Origin of the sequence: Vibrio sp. 1557 (assembly GCF_033340175.1) — a bacterium.
GTDB classification, from domain to species: domain Bacteria; phylum Pseudomonadota; class Gammaproteobacteria; order Enterobacterales; family Vibrionaceae; genus Vibrio; species Vibrio alginolyticus.
Genome location: NZ_JAWOVZ010000018.1, coordinates 15745 through 34351 on the forward strand (window position 1 = coordinate 15745; position 18607 = coordinate 34351).

The window sequence follows — 18607 nt, forward strand, 5'->3', positions numbered from 1 at the left end:
TCTAAATGAGTGTGAATTTGTCCCATGTATCTGCGACTACCAAGACGCCAGTTTCTGATGTGTCCGCTAAAGCGTCCGCAGAGAGCACTGAGAGCAAGGGATTTTTAGAAACGTTAACCGATGCATTTGCTGGTAAACAAAAGCCCGAAAAAGTAGCAACAGAATCGACAGTGGTTGAAGAAAAAGAAAGAGCGGATGTAGGCAGTACTTCTTCTGCTAACGTCTCGGACGAATTGTTGGCGCAAGAAAGCCAAGAATCCGTCAGTGACGGGACCCATGATTTTGATGAAATATCAGCAAACAAACCGAATGCAACCTTAAGTGAAGAAGTAAGTTTACAAAAGGCGAGTAACAGCACACCTTTGGAGCATGATGTTGAAGCTATTGAAAAAGTGAAATCAACATCAATTGATACGAGTAACCCATCAAATACAATGGACGTAAAAAGCACGATGGGCGAAGGACAACAGCTTCTTGGTCGAATTGAACAAGCGAATCAAACCCTGAATGCGAGTAATGCATCCATCGATAGTGGCAAAGTTTTGCCTCAGAGCGCGAATTTAGTGCATTCGTTCCACGAGCAAGCAACCGTTTCGACACACCTTGATGAGCTGGCTTTGAATGAAACGCCATCAGCTCATTCGCTTGAACAAGCACAGATGATCCCAGGACAAGACTTAGAGCCAATTTTAGATAAGAATGGTCAACCTATCGATGTCGACAAACTTTCGCCTGAGTTTGCTGCTTGGCAAGAGCTAGCGAAACAAGCCAGCCATCCGACGGCTAAGAGCGCAGTCAGTGGTGAAGTAGCTAATGATCTGTCGCCGTTGTTAACAGACGTTGATGGTTCCAACATCGACGCGCTTCCACGAGTATCCTTGGATGAACTTGAAGTTATAGATACTAAGTTGGCGCAAGGAAAACCACTGACTCAGCAAGAAGCTCAGATCATTGAAGGGTTGAAACAAGGAAGGATCACGGCGGATATTCCTGATCAAGACCTTGCCCAATTTGTTGCGCTCCCTAATGACATTAAACAGATTCTCGCAGAGCAACAAGTACAACATAATTTAACTCGCCAGGCTGGACCTATGGCAGTGTCTCAGCAAATCCAGCATACAGCGGCTCAAGTACCCCAGCCACAAACTGCTCATAGTGGAGAAAAAGTCGCATTATCTCCAACGCCTGATACGTTGATAGCCGCGCAAGTGCCGACGTCGCTTCAAGGTGTGAAAGACGGAGAGATTAGCCAGAAAGTGATGAACGCAGCATTGGCGACTGGTGCGCTAAAGGCGACTGCTGATAAACAAGATAAGCCGGACCTCCAACACGGTTTCGCTGGACAGCTTCAGGCTATGGCAGGTCAGCAGGGAATTAATGTACAGCAACAAGCGCGTATTGATGCTGCACAACAAGCTCAGCTTCCGTTGCAACTAACTAAAGAGCTAGCCAACGAGCAAGTTGCGGAAAAAGTGCAAATGATGATGTCGAAGAATCTGAAAAATCTCGATATTCGTCTTGATCCACCAGAGTTAGGTCGTATGCAAATTCGTATGACCATGAATAACGACGTTGCCAATGTACATTTTACAGTGAACAACCCGCAAGCTCGTGACATTATTGAACAGACGCTCCCTCGTTTGAGAGAAATGCTAGCGCAACAAGGTATGCAGCTGGCTGATTCTTCCGTCCAGCAACAAAACAGCGGGCAACAGCAAGGTAGGTATACTGCTGAACAACATGGTCAAAGCGCGCAAAGTGGCGGTTTTTCTGGACAGTCCGAAGAGGGTTTTGAATCTGATGTCAATCTGGATTTGAATGTCGCTTCAAAGCGTGATGGAATTAGTTTTTACGCATAAAAGGCCGTTTAACGGCAATGGCATACGGTTACCAAGCAACTCACTAAAACGTCTTGGTAACTCAAAAGAACAATAAGAGACAAGAATGGCAGAAGAACAGTTACAAGGGGCCGATGCGCCGAAAGGAAAAAGCAAGTTACTTATCATCATCATCGCTGTTGTAGTATTACTACTTGGTGGCGGGGCAGCGGCATTTTTTCTAATGGGCTCTGATGAACCTGCTCAGGCTGAATCGTCTCAACAGGCTCAAGTGAAGGCATCGGATGCTGCGCCCATCGCGTATGTGAATCTTCCTCAGGCATTTGTATTTAACGTTACTGGGGATAGCCGCGATAGGTTGGTTCAAATTAAAGCGCAGTTAATGGTTCGCGGTGCAGAAAATGAAGAGTTGGCGCGGTATCATTCGCCACTGATTGAAAGCTCTATGCTATCAACGTTTGCTTCCGCGACGGTTGATCAATTGCGCTCTCCTACAGGACGAGTGGAATTGCGCGATCGTGCTTCCGAAGATATCAAAGCAGCGCTGAATGCTGCGGTCGGTAAGCCAGTGATTGAAAAAGTACTGTTTACAGATTTTGTTATTCAATAGGTAAAACGTGACCGATCTATTAAGCCAAGACGAAATTGATGCGCTATTGCATGGGGTTGACGATGTTGATGACGTCGATGAACCGATAGAAAACGACACTGAGGGCGCCGTCAATTTTGATTTCTCGTCGCAAGACAGAATCGTACGTGGTCGAATGCCGACGCTCGAACTTATCAACGAGCGCTTTGCACGGCACATGCGTATTAGTCTGTTTAATATGCTGCGTAAAACGGCAGAGGTGTCGATCAATGGCGTGCAGATGATGAAGTTTGGTGAATACCAGAACACATTGTACGTGCCAACCAGTTTGAACATGGTGCGTTTTCGTCCGTTAAAAGGCACTGCGTTGATCACCATGGAGGCTCGTTTAGTCTTTATTCTGGTAGAAAACTTCTTTGGCGGTGATGGTCGATTCCACGCCAAAATCGAAGGCCGCGAATTTACCCCAACGGAACGCCGCATCATTCAGTTGTTACTGAAAATTGTATTTGAAGATTATAAAGAAGCGTGGTCGCCAGTGATGGGGGTAGAGTTCGAATATCTCGACTCTGAAGTAAACCCAAGTATGGCAAACATTGTCAGCCCGACAGAAGTGATTGTCGTGAGTTCCTTCCATATAGAAGTTGACGGCGGTGGCGGCGATTTTCATGTCGTTATGCCTTACTCCATGGTTGAGCCTATCCGTGAACTATTGGATGCAGGTGTTCAGTCCGACAAGATGGAAACGGACGTTCGCTGGAGCTCAGCACTACGTGAAGAGATCATGGATTGTCCGGTTAACTTCCGCGTGAACTTGCTCGAAAAAGACATTTCTTTGCGTGACCTCATGGAGCTGCAACCTGGCGATATCATCCCGATTGAAATGCCAGAACATGCGACGATGTTTGTAGAAGACCTACCGACCTATCGCGTAAAAATGGGTCGTTCGGAAGACAAATTAGCGGTGCAAATTTCTGAGGAAATTGAGCGCCCACATGTCGTCAAAACAGATTTAGCTTTCTTAGGTAAAGACATCATGTCCGAGCTTGAGAGTGAAGACGATATAGACCATTAAGATACCTTATTAAATAGACATGCTATGGCATGAGTAAGGCGTAACACAGGATAGAAAAATGGAACCAAGTGACGATCAAAAGCTAGCAGACGAATGGGCAGCCGCTCTTGGCGAAGACCCGTCTGCCCCTTCTGTAGACGTAGATGAAGTATTGGCTGCGCCACTGGAAGAGCTAAAAGACACTTCAAGCCCAATTAGCGAAGATGAGCGTCGTAAACTCGACACTATTATGGATATCCCGGTGACGATTTCGATGGAAGTCGGTCGTTCTCAAATTAGCATTCGGAACCTGTTGCAGCTTAACCAAGGTTCGGTTGTTGAGTTGGATCGTCTAGCCGGTGAGTCGCTCGACGTATTGGTTAACGGTACTTTGATTGCTCACGGCGAAGTCGTGGTCGTCAACGATAAGTTTGGTATCCGTTTGACGGATGTGATCAGCCAAACTGAACGAATTAAGAAGCTGCGTTAAGATGAGTCGTTCAATCAAAATGCGATTGAAGCAAATCACTGGAGCACTGAGCTTAATGCTAAGTGCTCCTTATGCATTTGCTGCCGCACCAAATAATCTGGATCTTGCGACGACACTTGGCTCGCTTGTGCTTGTAATCGGCGTGATTCTTTTGCTGGCTTGGTTGCTGAAACGTATGCAAGTGCCAGCGATGGGACAACAAAAGGGCTTGCGTATAGTGAGTCAGTTGCCAGTGGGTACAAAAGAAAGAATCGCAGTAGTTCAAGTGGGTGAAGAACAGTTTTTGGTTGGGATTACTAGCCAATCGATCCAAACTTTAGCCAAGTTAGATAAGCCACTGAAAGAGGAAGAGTTGGCGACCAATGCTTTTGCGACTCAATTTAGCCAGCTGATCAAAAAACATGACAAAGGGTAATCCAATTCGTTTGCTCCTGAGTACGTTGTTACTTTTTGTCGGCGTGCTGTTTTCTTCATTTACCTTTGCTGAAGCAGAGGAGTCAGCGCTGCCAGATAACTTAGCCGATGGAAGTGGTGTTACAGTTCAGGCTATGCAAAGTGATACTGGTGCTAGCCGTGCTATGTCCGTTTCTAGTGGCGGTGGTATTCCAGCATTCACCATGACCACGAACCCTGATGGCAGTGAAGACTACTCGGTTACACTACAAATTTTAGCGTTAATGACCATGCTTGGCTTCTTGCCTGCCATGGTGATTCTGATGACCTCGTTCACTCGAATTGTGGTGGTGATGTCGATATTGCGTCAGGCAATGGGTTTGCAACAAACGCCTTCTAATCAGGTTATTATTGGTATTGCGCTGTTTTTGACCTTTTTTGTTATGTCTCCTGTCCTGAACGAAATCAACGACAAAGCTGTTCAGCCTTATTTGAACGAGCAAGTTACGGCGCGAGAAGCGTTTGATGCTGCACAAGCGCCAATGAAAGCATTTATGCTTAAGCAGACCCGAATCAAAGATTTGGAGACGTTCGTAACCATGTCAGGAGAGCAAGTCGAGAATCCAGAAGATGTGTCGATGGCGGTGTTGATTCCGGCTTTTATCACCTCAGAGCTAAAAACTGCATTCCAAATTGGCTTTATGCTCTTCTTGCCGTTTTTGATTATTGACCTTGTAGTCGCTTCGGTACTGATGGCAATGGGTATGATGATGTTGTCACCAATGATTGTTTCGTTGCCGTTCAAGTTGATGTTGTTCGTATTGGTCGATGGTTGGAACTTGATACTCTCGACACTCGCGGGCAGCTTTGCCCTTTAGTTAAGCGCAGATAGAGGATAAGACATGACACCAGAAATGTTTGTCGAGCTTTTCCGTGAAGCACTTTGGATGGTGCTTATCATGGTCTGCGCCATTATCATCCCAAGCTTGCTTATCGGCCTTGTAGTTGCGATTTTTCAAGCTGCGACATCCATCAACGAACAAACATTGAGCTTCTTACCGCGTTTGATTGTCACGCTTTTGGCCCTGATGCTGTTTGGGCATTGGATGACGCAAATGTTGATGGAATATTTCTATGGCTTGATTGAACGCTTACCTCAGGTGCTTTATTAGAGGCGCCTATGGAGTACCCCACTAGCGTTGTCTTAGATTGGATCGCAAACTACTTCTGGCCCTATGTTCGTATCTCATCCATGTTGATGGTGATGACAGTAACCGGGGCCCGATTTGTTTCGCCAAGAATCCGCCTTTACCTCGGTTTAGCCATCACTTTCGCTGTCATGCCAGCTATCCCCGCCGTACCTCAAGACATTGAGCTACTCTCGTTTCGTGGCTTCATGACCATTGCCGAGCAAATGATCATCGGCATAGCGATGGGTATGGTTACTCAATTTATGATTCAAACCTTTGTCCTACTTGGTCAAATATTGGGTATGCAATCAAGTTTGGGCTTTGCTTCTATGGTTGATCCCGCAAATGGTCAGAACACGCCATTGCTTGGTCAGTTATTCATGTTCTTAACGACAATGTTTTTCCTTGCCACCGATGGACACTTAAAAATGCTGCAATTGGTGGTATTCAGTTTTAAAACTTTGCCGATTGGCTCCGGCTCTCTAAACGCGGTTGATTTTCGTGAAATGGCAGGCTGGCTTGGTATTATGTTCCAAACGGCACTGAGTATGTCTCTATCTGGCATTATTGCGCTACTGACCATTAACTTGTCGTTTGGTGTAATGACCCGTGCCGCACCACAGCTGAATATCTTCTCGCTTGGTTTTGCTTTTGCTTTGATGGTGGGTCTATTACTTTGTTGGTACATACTGGCTGGTCTATACAGTCATTATGAAATGTTCTGGACAGTGGGTGAGGCGCAGATTTGTCGGCTTATTCGCTTGGAGTGCTAAGATTTGGCAGAATCAGACGGTCAGGAACGCACCGAAGAAGCCACGCCCCGACGGTTACAACAAGCCAGAGAAAAGGGGCAGGTCGCTCGATCTAAAGAGCTCGCATCAGCATCTGTGCTGATCGTTGGCGCCATTTCATTGATGTGGTTTGGAGAGGCGTTAGCACGTTCATTGTTTTCCATCATGAGCCGTTTATTTGATCTTCAACGAGAAGAGATTTTCGATACTGCAAAACTGTTTGATATCGCTTTGGGCGCGATGAGTGATTTGTTGTTCCCACTATTTTTGGTGTTAGCGACATTGTTTACCGCCGCCATGATTGGAGCAGCAGGTGTGGGAGGAATCAGTTTTTCTGCCCAAGCGGCCATGCCCAAGCTGTCGAAAATGAATCCGCTTAGCGGCTTAAAGCGAATGGTTGGCATGCAAAGCTGGGTAGAGTTGATCAAATCAATCCTTAAAGTGGTTCTGGTCACTGGTGTCGCCATCTATTTGATCCAAGCATCGCAGGCCGATCTGATTCAATTGAGCATGGATGTGTATCCGCAAAACATCTTCCATGCTTTAGATATTTTGCTGAACTTTATTTTGCTGATCAGTTGCTCGCTATTGATTGTGGTTGCCATCGATATTCCATTTCAAATCTGGCAGCACGCTGATCAGTTAAAAATGACGAAGCAAGAAGTCAAAGACGAATACAAAGAGACTGAAGGTAAGCCGGAAGTGAAAGGCCGTATTCGTATGTTGCAAAGGGAAGCGGCTCAACGTCGAATGATGGCGGATGTTCCTCAAGCTGATGTTATTGTTACTAACCCAGAGCACTTCTCGGTAGCGCTTCGTTATAAACAGAAGACAGACCGTGCGCCAGTCGTGATCGCTAAAGGTACTGACCACATGGCGATGAAGATTCGAGAAGTCGCCCGCGAACATGACATTACGATTGTGCCTGCACCACCTTTGGCTCGTGCGTTGTACCACACGACAGAACTCGAGCAAGAGATCCCCGATGGGTTATTTACTGCCGTCGCTCAGGTTTTGGCATTTGTATTCCAATTGAAGCAATACCGAAAACGAGGTGGACAGCGCCCGAAAATTCAAGATTATGATTTGCCAATCCCGCCCGAGCACCGTCATTGATACGAAAAGCGGTAAAGCCTTAAAAAAGCTCGTTTGATCAAAAGCTAAGCTTTATTTGAGTGTTTAGTCATTATTTTGGCGCTAATTATGGTACATAGATTGCTTAAAACGCTTTAATTATCAACCCTACCTAAACTTTTAGGCTAAAGCGGTCGCGTATTAATAGTAAGAGCTTACGTGACGCTTCAATCGATTGAGATCTCTCGCAGTATGAAGTTAAGCCTGCCGTTTGCAGATAAATTGCCACGAATCCCTCAACGTGAAATGCCAGCTATTGGTGCTCCGGTGATGGTTTTGGCCACCCTAGCGATGGTGGTACTGCCGATTCCAGCATTTTTGCTGGATATGTTCTTCACCTTTAACATCGCGCTTTCGATGGTGGTGTTGTTAGTGACCGTTTACACACGTCGCCCTTTGGACTTCGCTGCTTTCCCAACGGTATTGCTGATCGCCACGTTGCTCCGCTTGGCTTTGAACGTTGCCTCGACTCGTGTCGTCTTACTGCATGGTCATGAAGGCGGTAATGCGGCAGGTAACGTAATTGAGGCGTTCGGTAACGTCGTTATTGGTGGTAACTACGCGGTCGGCCTAGTGGTTTTCCTCATCTTAATGATCATCAACTTTATGGTGGTGACCAAAGGTGCGGGTCGTATCTCTGAGGTAAGTGCTCGCTTTACGCTTGATGCGTTGCCGGGTAAGCAAATGGCGATTGATGCGGACTTGAATGCCGGATTGATAGACCAAGAGCAGGCAAGAGTTCGTCGTTTTGAAGTGACCAAAGAAGCGGATTTCTATGGCTCGATGGATGGTGCCTCGAAGTTCGTAAAAGGTGACGCGATTGCCGGTATTTTGATTCTGTTTATCAACATCGTCGGCGGTCTGTCGATCGGTATGGCGCAGTATGGATTGGGTTTCGGTGAAGCGATTGAAATCTATACCTTACTGACAATCGGTGATGGTTTGGTCGCACAAATCCCATCGCTATTGCTGTCGATTGCAGCGGCAATGATGGTGACGCGCCAAAACACCGATGAAGACATGGGGGAACAACTGGTCTTCCAGATGTTCGACAACCCAAAAGCGCTGATGATTACTGCGGCTATTCTTGGTGTGATGGGCATCGTACCGGGCATGCCACACTTTGCGTTTTTGAGCCTGGCAGTCGCGGCCGGTGCAGCGGCATATTTCATCGACAAACGGCAGAAGCAGAAAGCGAAAGAGCCCGCTTTACCAGCAACAGCAGACGAAGGTACAGAACCTTCCTCACAGCGCGAACTGTCTTGGGATGACGTCCAGCCAGTCGATATTATTGGCTTGGAAGTCGGTTATCGCTTAATCCCTTTGGTGGACAGAGACCAAGGTGGGGAACTGCTAGAGCGCGTAAAAGGCGTGCGTAAAAAGTTATCGCAAGATTTTGGGTTCCTAATTCCAGCGGTTCATATTCGTGACAATCTTGAGCTGACCCCAAACAGTTACCGAATTACATTGATGGGGGTTGCGGTGGGCGAAGCAGAGATTCGTCCGGATCAAGAGCTAGCGATTAACCCAGGTCAGGTGTATGGCATGATTGATGGTGAACCAACCATTGACCCTGCTTTTGGACTGGAAGCCGTATGGATCCGAGAAGATCAGCGTGAGCACGCGCAGGCTCTGGGTTATACGGTTGTTGATTCATCAACGGTATTAGCGACGCACCTAAGCCAGCTATTGACCAACAACGCATCACAGCTAATTGGCCATGAAGAAGTAGAGAATTTATTAGAAATGTTGGGACGCAGCGCGCCTAAGTTGGTCGAGAACTTTGTTCCTGACCAATTACCATTAGGTGTGGTGGTGAAAGTCCTACAAAACTTGTTAAACGAGGCCATTCCAATCCGCGATATTCGCACGATTGTTCAAACTTTGGCTGAGTACTCAAGTAAGAGTCAAGAAGCTGACATATTGACGGCAGCAGTTCGAATTAGTCTTAAACGTCTAATTGTTCAAGAAATCAATGGTATAGAGCCTGAGTTACCAGTGATCACCTTGATACCCGAACTGGAACAAATATTGCATCAAACTATGCAAGCATCAGGAGGCGAATCCGCGGGGATTGAACCGGGACTCGCTGAGCGATTGCAGTCTTCACTAAGCCAAGCGACACAGGAACAAGAACTGAAAGGCGAACCTGCCGTTCTGCTTACTTCCGGTGTATTACGCTCGACGTTGGCGAAATTTGTGAAGAACACAATACCTAATCTCCGGGTACTGTCTTACCAAGAAATCCCGGATGAAAAACAGATCAGAATTGTGCAAGCCGTGGGTAACTGATCTCACGCATCATTAATGGATTCATAGTTTGAAAATAAAGCGATTTTTTGCCAAAGACATGAGAACGGCGCTGCTCCAAGTGAAAGAGGACTTAGGCGCGGAAGCGGTGATCATGTCAAACAAGAAAGTGGCTGGTGGAGTAGCGATTGTTGCGGCGATAGATAGTGAATCTAATCCGTCTCAAGCAAGCGCAGCGTCACAGCAAAATCGCGGTGCTTCTCAATCGAATCGCTATAACGAACATCGTCAAATGTCATCGTCTTCTGCTGATCGTTACCAAGATCGTCATTTAGATGAAGATAAAATTAGCCTGAACAGTAATAACAGTAACAATGAAAAAACAGGCTCAATGACGCAGCGATTCGCTAATATGCTTAAGCAATATAGCGGTGGTGCAGCAGATGCTGACGATCACGTAGCAGAAAATGAAGATTCGCTCTCTGCTTTGCTGCAACGCCAAAATAAGCATCGCGACGGCTACAACCAAGAAAAGCCAGCGCCATATCAACCAGATTCACCTTTGGCGAAGCTAATCGCACAGGACAATCGATTTGAACGTCCGACGCCCAAGCTGGACCCGACGCGCTATGACCGACGTCGCCCAAGTGATGAGCGTGACGAATCGGCCGATGAGCTAGAAAGCATGCGCGAAGAGATGACGTCAATTCGTCGTCTGTTGGAGCACCAAGTTTCTGGCCTGATGTGGCAAGAAGTAGAACGCCGTGAGCCGCTAAGAGCTATGCTGATTAAGCGCTTAGAGCGAATGGGCGTTTCTCCGGAGTTAGCAGACCAGATGGCCTGTTATATCCCGGAAGATACAAAGCCAGCGCGAGCGTGGAAAGCGTTATTGTCGCTGGTGGCGGATCAAATCAATATTCCTAAACAGGACATTTTAAAACGTGGTGGCGTAGTCGCATTGTTGGGTCCGACGGGGGTTGGGAAAACAACAACCGTAGCGAAACTCGCAGCACGCGCAGCCATGGAATACGGTGCCGACAATGTGGCCCTTGTGACAACAGACACATATCGCATAGGTGCACATGAGCAACTCTCAATTTACGGAAGAATCATGGGTTGTCCCGTAAGAGTTGCTAAAGATTCTAACGAGTTAGCCGATGTTATATATCAGCTAAGAAACAGAAGACTGATTTTGGTCGATACGGCAGGGATGGGGCAACGAGATGTGAGGCTTTCCGAGCAGCTCGACACTCTAATGCAAGAGAGCGGAGAAGTGATCCACAGCTACCTTGTTTTGCCGGCTACCGCACAACGTCGTGTTCTACAAGAAACGCTGGATCACTTCCGACGTATACCACTTTCGGGTTGTATTATGACGAAGCTTGATGAGTCATTAAGCCTAGGCGAATTCATCAGTGTAGTGATTCAAAACGCAATGCCAGTAGCTTACATCGCTAATGGTCAGCGCGTACCAGAAGACATTGTGATAGCGCAACCAAAATATATGCTTGCGAAAGCAAATGAACTGTTAGAGAAGTCGACAGAGAACGAACCTCACTTTTGGAACAGTGACAGTGAAGGACTCTAAGGCGGCGGACTACTATGACTGAGAATATGATACACGATCAAGCAAGCGGCCTCCGTCGCTTAACACAACCATCGTTGACCAAAGTGATTGCTGTTACTGGCGGCAAAGGTGGTGTGGGGAAATCAAACGTAACACTGGGTCTGGCGATTTGTATGGCTCGCCAAGGCAAGAAGGTGATGGTTCTCGACGCTGATTTAGGTCTGGCCAATGTGGACGTGATGCTCGGAATTCGTGCAAAACGTAATCTAGGACATGTCTTAGCGGGTGAATGTGAGCTAAAAGATGCGATTGTCGAAGGGCCTTATGGTATAAAGATAATTCCTGCAACTTCTGGCACACAGAGCATGACAGAGCTTTCTCACGCTCAGCATGCCGGACTCATCCGAGCATTTGGTAGTCTTGAAGACGAAATGGATGTCCTGCTGATTGATACCGCTGCTGGTATCTCTGACATGGTAATCAGTTTTTCGCGAGCAGCTCAAGATGTGGTTGTAGTTGTGTGTGATGAACCGACGTCAATCACAGATGCCTATGCATTAATCAAGCTGTTGAGTAAAGAACACCAAGTTCAACGCTTTAAAGTTGTAGCAAATATGGTCAGAAGCTACCGTGAAGGGCGAGAATTGTTTGCAAAGTTGACACTAGTCACAGAGCGATTCTTGAATGTTAGCCTTGAACTCGTAGCATGTATTCCATTAGATGATAAAGTACGACAGGCTGTAAAAAGACAAAAAATTGTCGTTGATGCGTTCCCACGCTCGCCTGCCGCTTTAGCTATCAGCTCACTAGCAAACAAAGCGTTGACGTGGCCACTACCGAAAACACCAAGTGGACACTTGGAATTTTTTGTGGAAAGGTTGCTAAATCGTACCGAATTCGCAGAGGACCCTTTTGGTGAATAAAGCGATAACCTATGACCAACATGGCAAATTTAATAGCCAGCAGGCGTTCATTGAACGTTATTCAGTGTTGGTTAAGCGCATTGCTCACCACCTACTAGGCCGTTTACCGCCGAGTGTTCAGGTAGAGGATTTAATTCAGGCCGGCATGATCGGTCTTATCGAAGCTCAGCAGAATTATGATGGTTCTAAAGGTGCGAGCTTTGAAACTTATGCAGGTATCCGTATTCGTGGCGCAATGTTAGATGACATGCGTAAAGGCGATTGGGTACCGCGTTCTGTTCATAAAAATAATCGAGAGATTAACCAAGCGATTGCGGAGCTGGAAGGCGAATTAAATCGAGATCCTACTGATTCTGAAGTAGCCACGCATCTCGGTATGACACTGGATCAATATCATAGTGCTCTTACCGATATCAACTGCTCAAAATTAGTCGGTATTGAAGATTTAGGCGTTTCTGATGATGTGATTTCACCGGCGGATGAAACCGATGACAGCAACCCATTCAAAGGGGTAGTTGATGAATCATTTCGAAAAGCACTGGTTGAATCAATAAAACAGCTTCCAGAGCGTGAAGCTTTGGTTCTTTCGCTTTATTATGATGAAGAACTCAATTTGAAAGAAATTGGCGATGTGTTAGGCGTAAGCGAATCTCGCGTAAGTCAAATACTGAGTCAAGCGATGCAACGTTTACGTACCAAGCTCAGTGCGTGGACACAAAATGACTAAAAACACTGATTTTACGATTCAGTGGAGGCAATTTTGAATAAAAACATGAAGATCCTTATTGTTGATGATTTCTCAACAATGCGCCGTATTGTTAAAAACCTGCTTCGTGACTTGGGTTTCAATAACACTCAAGAAGCGGACGATGGTTTAACCGCATTACCAATGCTGAAAAAAGGTGACTTCGATTTTGTTGTAACTGACTGGAACATGCCAGGTATGCAAGGCATCGATTTGCTTAAACACATCCGCGCGGATGCAGAACTTAAGCATCTGCCAGTTCTAATGATCACGGCTGAAGCGAAGCGTGAGCAGATCATTGAAGCTGCTCAAGCAGGTGTAAACGGCTACATTGTTAAGCCATTTACTGCTGCAACATTAAAAGAAAAATTAGATAAAATTTTCGAGCGTTTATAACTCTCTCTTTCTCTTTGTTATTCGAGTCATTCATACCAATTATTAAATACCTATTAAATGACTCGTTTAGCGTTTTCAAAGTGATAAGAAGAACTAAACGTAAAAGGGTCTATTCAGAATGATCTCACTAGAGCAGGCGAAGTCACTCGTTCAAATGCTAGAAAACGGGGAACAAGACCAAGCCAATATGCTTGTTGCCTCGATCTACGAAGGTGCCGATAACCCAATGCTGCAAGAAATTGGAGCGTTAACTCGAGACCTTCACGAATCACTCAAGCAGTTCAGTCTCGATCAGCGCATGACCGAAATTGCGAAAGACGAAATCCCTAACGCTAGGGATCGTCTCAATTATGTGATCGAGAAGACAGAGCTTGCAGCCAACAAAACAATGGATGCGGTCGACTGCTGCCTTCCTATCGCTGACAACCTGCATGATTGCCTTCTAAAAGTTCGTCCTCAATGGAATGAACTCATGCACGGGCGCATAGAATTAAGCGAATTTAAAGCACTGTGTCACCGAATCGACGGGCTATTAGTGCAAGTCGAAGGTGACAGCACTGAATTGCGCGGCCAATTGACCGAAATTCTCATGGCGCAAGACTTCCAAGACCTAACTGGCCAAATCATTCGCCGCGTAATTACGTTGGTTAATGAAGTTGAAGGCCGCTTAGTGGAAATCCTAACCGTATTCTCTGGAAATAAACTTGAAGAACACATTCAAGTTTTGTCAGAACCGGCAGATAAAAAGAATACACAAACAAGCGAAGCCGAAGGCCCGATTCTTCATCCAGAACTGAGAGAAGATGCGGTTTCATCGCAGGACGAAGTCGATGACTTGTTGTCCAGTCTTGGATTTTAAAGGTAACGTATGAGCTACGATTTAGACGAAGATATTCTTCAGGACTTTCTCATTGAGGCTGGGGAAATTCTCGAGCTGCTTTCTGAGCAGTTGGTTGAATTGGAAAATAACCCAGAAGACAAAGACTTACTTAATGCTATTTTCCGCGGGTTTCATACCGTAAAAGGCGGTGCCGGCTTCCTTTCATTGGCAGAGCTAGTCGATACTTGTCATGGTGCGGAGAACGTGTTCGACGTTTTACGAAACGGTCAACGCACGGTAACGCAAAACTTAATGGATACGATGCTAAAAGCCTTGGATACGGTTAATACCCAGTTCCAGGCTGTTCAAGATCGTGAGCCGTTAGAAGCTGCGGACCCTGAGCTTCTTGAAGAACTTCATCGTCTATGCAAACCTGAGTCAGAAGATGAAGTAGCGGCAACCGTAGTTGAAGAACCAGTGGCTACTCCAGAGCCTATTATTCCCGAGCCTATCATCGAAGAACCTGCTGCGCCGTCAGCACCATCAAGTGTCGGCTCTGTTGATGAAATTACCCAAGACGAATTCGAAAAGCTACTTGATGAGCTTCATGGTAAAGGTTCAGCGCCAGGCACCTCAATGTCTGCGACACCTACAACGCCATCTGAACCGCCTCAATCGAGTGCACCGTCAGTTGAAAGTGGTGATATCACTGATGATGAGTTTGAACGTTTACTCGATGAACTGCACGGTGTAGGAAAAAGCCCTTCTACGGCAGAGGCTGCTGCATCTGCATCTGCATCCGTACCAGTAGAGCCACCTAAAGCGGCAGAGCCTTCCGCTCCAGTGGCATCTTCATCAAATCAAGACAGTGACTTAATGACGGACGAAGAGTTCGAAAAGTTACTCGATGAGCTACATGGTTCAGGTAAAGGCCCAACGCTAGAAGAATTGGACATGGCAACGAAGCCTGCTTCAGCAAACGTAGAGCAAAGCCCTGCGAAACCTGAGCCTGTTGCTAAGCCAGCACCCGTTCAAGCAGCGCCAGCACCAAAGCCAGAATCTAAACCAGTCGCGGTAAAAGAAGAAGCCAAAGCACCAGCGGTTAAAAAACCTCAGGCTGAAGCAACCGTTCGTGTTGATACCTCGACACTTGATACCATCATGAACATGGTGGGTGAGCTCGTATTGGTTCGAAACCGCCTATTAAGCCTTGGTTTGAATAGCGACAACGAAGAGATGTCCAAAGCGGTCGCTAACCTTGACGTGGTAACTGCGGATCTACAAGGCGCGGTAATGAAAACGCGTATGCAGCCAATCAAGAAAGTGTTTGGCCGCTTCCCACGCGTTGTCCGTGACTTGGCTCGTAACCTAAATAAAGACATCGTGCTAGAAATGCGCGGTGAAGAAACCGACCTCGATAAAAACCTTGTAGAAGCATTGGCCGATCCGTTGATTCACTTGGTGCGTAACTCAGTTGATCACGGTATTGAAATGCCAGACGCACGCGCGAAGGCAGGCAAATCACGCACAGGTAAAGTGATTTTGTCAGCATCGCAAGAAGGGGACCATATTGAACTATCCATCGTAGATGATGGTGGCGGTATGGACCCGAACAAACTTCGTGGCATCGCGGTGAAGCGTGGCATGATGGATGAAGATGCGGCGGCGCGTTTAACAGACAAAGAGTGCTTCAACCTTATCTTCGCACCTGGTTTCTCAAGTAAAGATAAAATTTCTGACATCTCTGGTCGTGGTGTGGGTATGGACGTGGTTAAGACGGCGATCAATACCTTAAACGGTTCAATCGATATCGATTCTGAGCTAGGCAAGGGCACTAAGATTACGATCAAAGTACCACTAACGTTAGCGATTTTACCGACTCTGATGGTTGGTGTTGGCGGTCATCCGTTTGCTCTACCACTGGCTTCGGTGAGTGAAATTTTCCACTTAGATCTTAGCCGTACAAACGTGGTAGATGGTCAGCTGACGATCATTGTACGTGAGAAATCTATCCCGCTATTTTACTTACAAAACTGGTTAGCATCCAAATCGCAAAACGTCCAAGAGCGTACTGGTCACGGTCACGTGGTGATTGTACAGATTGGTAACCAACGCGTTGGTTTTGTTGTGGATACGCTTATTGGTCAAGAAGAAGTGGTTATTAAGCCACTCGATAATCTATTACAGGGCACTCCAGGTATGGCTGGTGCGACAATTACTAGCGATGGCCATATTGCATTAATTCTAGATGTGCCTGATTTACTTAAGCGATATGCTGCGGCTTCACGCCTTTAAGCAAAGCTGACGTTATTAAAAGGAATAAGATGGCGATTAAAGTACTAGTCGTTGATGATTCGAGTTTTTTCCGACGTCGCGTGAGCGAAATCATCAACTCAGAATCGCGCCTAGAAGTGATTGACGTTGCGGTAAATGGTAGAGAGGCGGTTGAGAAAGCCAAATCTCTCAAACCTGACGTCATCACGATGGATATTGAAATGCCAGTGATGGATGGCATTACAGCTGTACGTGAAATAATGGCCGCTGCTCCAACGCCAATTCTAATGTTTTCGTCCCTGACCCACGACGGGGCGAAAGCTACGCTTGATGCGCTAGATGCGGGCGCATTAGACTTCTTACCGAAAAAGTTTGAGGACATTGCGCGTAACCGTGAAGAAGCGGTGTCATTACTTCAACAGCGTGTGATTCAGATTGCCTCGAAGCGCGCTTTCATGCGTCGACCTATCGCTCGCCCAACAGCGAGTACCAGCACGACTACTCGATCATTAGGTTCAAGAACGGCTTCACCTGTGACTCCAACACCAACTCGACCTGCTGCGACAAAGTACCGTGCTTCTGGTAAGAAGTATCAACTGACGGCAATTGGCACATCAACAGGTGGCCCCGTTGCTCTACAAAAAATTCTGACGCGCTTGCCGATGAACTATCCGCATCCGATTGTATTGATTCAACACATGCCAGCAACGTTTACTGCTGCGTTTGCCAGCCGTTTGAACACCTTGTGTAAGATTCAAGTGAAAGAAGCACAAGATGGCGATGTGTTACAGCCCGGTGTGGCATACCTTGCACCAGGTGGGAAACAAATGATGGTGGATGGACGAGCGGGCGCTGCTCGTCTTCGCATTATTGATGGCGGCGACCGCATGAACTACAAACCATGTGTGGATGTGACTTTTGGTTCTGCCGCAAAAGTATATGGCGACAAAGTGCTCTCTTTAGTGTTGACAGGCATGGGTGCAGACGGTCGTGAGGGCGCTCGCATGTTGAAGTCTTCAGGCTCAACTATTTGGGCACAAGATGAAGAAAGTTGTGTTGTTTATGGCATGCCCCAAGCGGTTGCTAAAGCAGGCATTTCTTCAGAAGATTTACCGCTTGACCGCATTGCTGAACGCATGTTGGTGGAAGTTGGCCTAGCTTAGGATTCATCATGATTGTTTGGAGTGTAGCTAACCAGAAAGGAGGCGTGGGTAAAACCACCTCAACAGTGACATTGGCGGGCTTATTGAGCCAGAAAGGCCATCGAGTATTGATGGTTGATACTGATCCTCACGCCTCACTGACTACTTATCTCGGTTATGATCCTGATGCAGTAACTTCGAGCCTATTTGATTTATTCCAGTTGAAGACGTTTTCTCGTGAGACGGTTAAGCCGTTGATTTTAGAAACAGAGCTGGAAGGAATGGATATCATTCCCGCGCATATGTCCCTTGCCACGCTTGATCGCGTAATGGGTAATCGCAGTGGTATGGGATTAATATTAAAACGGGCGCTGCAAACTGTCTCACAAGATTATGACTATGTGTTGATTGACTGTCCGCCAATCCTTGGCGTGATGATGGTGAACGCGTTGGCAGCCAGTGACCGAATTTTGATTCCTGTTCAAACAGAGTTTTTGGCGATGAAAGGTCTAGAGCGCATGATGCGTACGCTAACCATTATGCAAAAATCTCGCCCGGGCGGTTTCAAAGTGACTATCGTCCCAACCATGTACGATAAGCGCACGAAAGCGTCATTGCAGACATTGATGCAACTGAAAAAAGATTACCCAAATCAAGTGTGGACCTCAGCGGTGCCTATAGATACCAAGTTCCGCGATGCCAGTTTAAAGCACTTGCCAGCTTCGCACTTTGCATCTGGTAGCCGTGGTGTGTTTGCCTATAAACAGCTACTGATTTACCTGGAGAGGTTGGCGTTCGATGAGCAGTAATGATGTGCTGTCCAGTGAACAAGCACTTGATGACTACTTTAATGCATTACTGGATGATGAAACTGAAATAACGACTCTTGAGGAAGACCTTGACCTGTTGGCTCAAGAGGTATCATCTGCAGAGCCAGAGCCAGAGCCAGAGCCAGAGCCAGAGCCAGAGCCAGAGCCAGAGCCAGAGCCAGAGCCAGAGCCAGAGCCAGAG

The 18607-nt window shown here is 46.7% G+C and carries 18 protein-coding genes and 1 pseudogene; all 19 read left to right on the top strand.

The window, feature by feature from the left end; all coding sequences use genetic code 11:
• Positions 1-5: 5 nt before the first annotated feature.
• Positions 6-1859 carry a flagellar hook-length control protein FliK gene (locus tag R7070_RS18120; protein ID WP_256900665.1) on the top strand — a complete coding sequence of 618 codons (1854 nt, stop codon included), beginning with the start codon at positions 6-8 and terminating at the stop codon, positions 1857-1859.
• Positions 1860-1944: 85 nt separating this feature from the next.
• Positions 1945-2448 (top strand): flagellar basal body-associated protein FliL, encoded by a 504-nt coding sequence (gene fliL, locus R7070_RS18125; protein ID WP_005380477.1) that lies wholly within the window; start codon positions 1945-1947, stop codon positions 2446-2448.
• A 7-nt stretch (positions 2449-2455) separates the two neighbouring features.
• A complete protein-coding gene (gene fliM, locus R7070_RS18130) occupies positions 2456-3502 on the top strand; it encodes a flagellar motor switch protein FliM (RefSeq protein ID WP_005380478.1) in 1047 nt (348 codons plus the stop codon).
• 58 nt (positions 3503-3560) lie between these two features.
• Positions 3561-3971, top strand: coding sequence for a flagellar motor switch protein FliN (gene fliN, locus R7070_RS18135; RefSeq protein ID WP_005380479.1), 411 nt, complete (start codon positions 3561-3563; stop codon positions 3969-3971).
• 1 nt (position 3972) lies between these two features.
• Positions 3973-4386: a flagellar biosynthetic protein FliO gene (fliO, locus tag R7070_RS18140; protein WP_005380480.1), complete on the top strand. Its 414-nt coding sequence runs from the start codon at positions 3973-3975 to the stop codon at positions 4384-4386.
• Positions 4373-5242, top strand: coding sequence for a flagellar type III secretion system pore protein FliP (gene fliP / locus R7070_RS18145; protein WP_005394311.1), 870 nt, complete (start codon positions 4373-4375; stop codon positions 5240-5242). The genes fliO and fliP overlap by 14 nt, the downstream gene beginning before the upstream one ends.
• A gap of 24 nt (positions 5243-5266) precedes the next feature.
• Positions 5267-5536, top strand: coding sequence for a flagellar biosynthesis protein FliQ (fliQ, locus tag R7070_RS18150; protein ID WP_005380488.1), 270 nt, complete (start codon positions 5267-5269; stop codon positions 5534-5536).
• An 8-nt stretch (positions 5537-5544) separates the two neighbouring features.
• Positions 5545-6327, top strand: coding sequence for a flagellar biosynthetic protein FliR (gene fliR, locus R7070_RS18155; RefSeq protein ID WP_005384463.1), 783 nt, complete (start codon positions 5545-5547; stop codon positions 6325-6327).
• 3 nt (positions 6328-6330) lie between these two features.
• A complete protein-coding gene (flhB, locus tag R7070_RS18160) occupies positions 6331-7461 on the top strand; it encodes a flagellar biosynthesis protein FlhB (RefSeq protein WP_005380490.1) in 1131 nt (376 codons plus the stop codon).
• A 210-nt stretch (positions 7462-7671) separates the two neighbouring features.
• Positions 7672-9771, top strand: a complete 2100-nt coding sequence (gene flhA, locus R7070_RS18165) for a flagellar biosynthesis protein FlhA (protein ID WP_025998722.1) — start codon at positions 7672-7674, stop codon at positions 9769-9771.
• Between the two features lie 28 nt (positions 9772-9799).
• The gene (flhF, locus tag R7070_RS18170) at positions 9800-11317 is read left to right on the top strand and encodes a flagellar biosynthesis protein FlhF (protein ID WP_085569739.1); all 1518 of its coding nucleotides are present in this window, start codon (positions 9800-9802) and stop codon (positions 11315-11317) included.
• Between the two features lie 14 nt (positions 11318-11331).
• Entirely contained in the window at positions 11332-12219 is an 888-nt protein-coding gene (locus R7070_RS18175; protein WP_005380498.1) for a MinD/ParA family protein, read from the top strand.
• Positions 12212-12946, top strand: a complete 735-nt coding sequence (locus tag R7070_RS18180; RefSeq protein WP_005380499.1) for an RNA polymerase sigma factor FliA — start codon at positions 12212-12214, stop codon at positions 12944-12946. The genes R7070_RS18175 and R7070_RS18180 overlap by 8 nt, the downstream gene beginning before the upstream one ends.
• 45 nt (positions 12947-12991) lie before the next feature.
• Positions 12992-13360 carry a chemotaxis response regulator CheY gene (cheY, locus tag R7070_RS18185; protein WP_017635949.1) on the top strand — a complete coding sequence of 123 codons (369 nt, stop codon included), beginning with the start codon at positions 12992-12994 and terminating at the stop codon, positions 13358-13360.
• A gap of 118 nt (positions 13361-13478) precedes the next feature.
• Positions 13479-14219 carry a protein phosphatase CheZ gene (locus tag R7070_RS18190; RefSeq protein ID WP_005380502.1) on the top strand — a complete coding sequence of 247 codons (741 nt, stop codon included), beginning with the start codon at positions 13479-13481 and terminating at the stop codon, positions 14217-14219.
• A gap of 9 nt (positions 14220-14228) precedes the next feature.
• A complete protein-coding gene (locus R7070_RS18195) occupies positions 14229-16475 on the top strand; it encodes a chemotaxis protein CheA (RefSeq protein ID WP_085569740.1) in 2247 nt (748 codons plus the stop codon).
• A gap of 29 nt (positions 16476-16504) precedes the next feature.
• Positions 16505-17617, top strand: a complete 1113-nt coding sequence (locus R7070_RS18200) for a chemotaxis response regulator protein-glutamate methylesterase (protein WP_005380504.1) — start codon at positions 16505-16507, stop codon at positions 17615-17617.
• Positions 17618-17625: 8 nt separating this feature from the next.
• Positions 17626-18405, top strand: a complete 780-nt coding sequence (locus R7070_RS18205; protein ID WP_005380505.1) for a ParA family protein — start codon at positions 17626-17628, stop codon at positions 18403-18405.
• Positions 18395-18607, top strand: a pseudogene (locus tag R7070_RS18210) (chemotaxis protein CheW); the annotation flags it as partial. The gene R7070_RS18205 and the pseudogene R7070_RS18210, both read left to right, overlap by 11 nt.

What these genes read in the sequence shown, in the direction of transcription:
- fliO (WP_005380480.1), top strand. Translation starts at nt 3,973, where the DNA reads ATGAGTCGTTCAATCAAAATGCGATTGAAGCAAATCACTGGAGCACTG.
- R7070_RS18175 (WP_005380498.1), top strand. Translation starts at nt 11,332, where the DNA reads ATGACTGAGAATATGATACACGATCAAGCAAGCGGCCTCCGTCGCTTA.
- R7070_RS18200 (WP_005380504.1), top strand. Translation starts at nt 16,505, where the DNA reads ATGGCGATTAAAGTACTAGTCGTTGATGATTCGAGTTTTTTCCGACGT.
- fliQ (WP_005380488.1), top strand. Translation starts at nt 5,267, where the DNA reads ATGACACCAGAAATGTTTGTCGAGCTTTTCCGTGAAGCACTTTGGATG.
- fliL (WP_005380477.1), top strand. Translation starts at nt 1,945, where the DNA reads ATGGCAGAAGAACAGTTACAAGGGGCCGATGCGCCGAAAGGAAAAAGC.
- cheY (WP_017635949.1), top strand. Translation starts at nt 12,992, where the DNA reads ATGAAGATCCTTATTGTTGATGATTTCTCAACAATGCGCCGTATTGTT.
- R7070_RS18195 (WP_085569740.1), top strand. Translation starts at nt 14,229, where the DNA reads ATGAGCTACGATTTAGACGAAGATATTCTTCAGGACTTTCTCATTGAG.
- fliR (WP_005384463.1), top strand. Translation starts at nt 5,545, where the DNA reads ATGGAGTACCCCACTAGCGTTGTCTTAGATTGGATCGCAAACTACTTC.
- flhA (WP_025998722.1), top strand. Translation starts at nt 7,672, where the DNA reads ATGAAGTTAAGCCTGCCGTTTGCAGATAAATTGCCACGAATCCCTCAA.
- fliP (WP_005394311.1), top strand. Translation starts at nt 4,373, where the DNA reads ATGACAAAGGGTAATCCAATTCGTTTGCTCCTGAGTACGTTGTTACTT.
- R7070_RS18120 (WP_256900665.1), top strand. Translation starts at nt 6, where the DNA reads ATGAGTGTGAATTTGTCCCATGTATCTGCGACTACCAAGACGCCAGTT.
- R7070_RS18205 (WP_005380505.1), top strand. Translation starts at nt 17,626, where the DNA reads ATGATTGTTTGGAGTGTAGCTAACCAGAAAGGAGGCGTGGGTAAAACC.
- R7070_RS18190 (WP_005380502.1), top strand. Translation starts at nt 13,479, where the DNA reads ATGATCTCACTAGAGCAGGCGAAGTCACTCGTTCAAATGCTAGAAAAC.
- fliN (WP_005380479.1), top strand. Translation starts at nt 3,561, where the DNA reads ATGGAACCAAGTGACGATCAAAAGCTAGCAGACGAATGGGCAGCCGCT.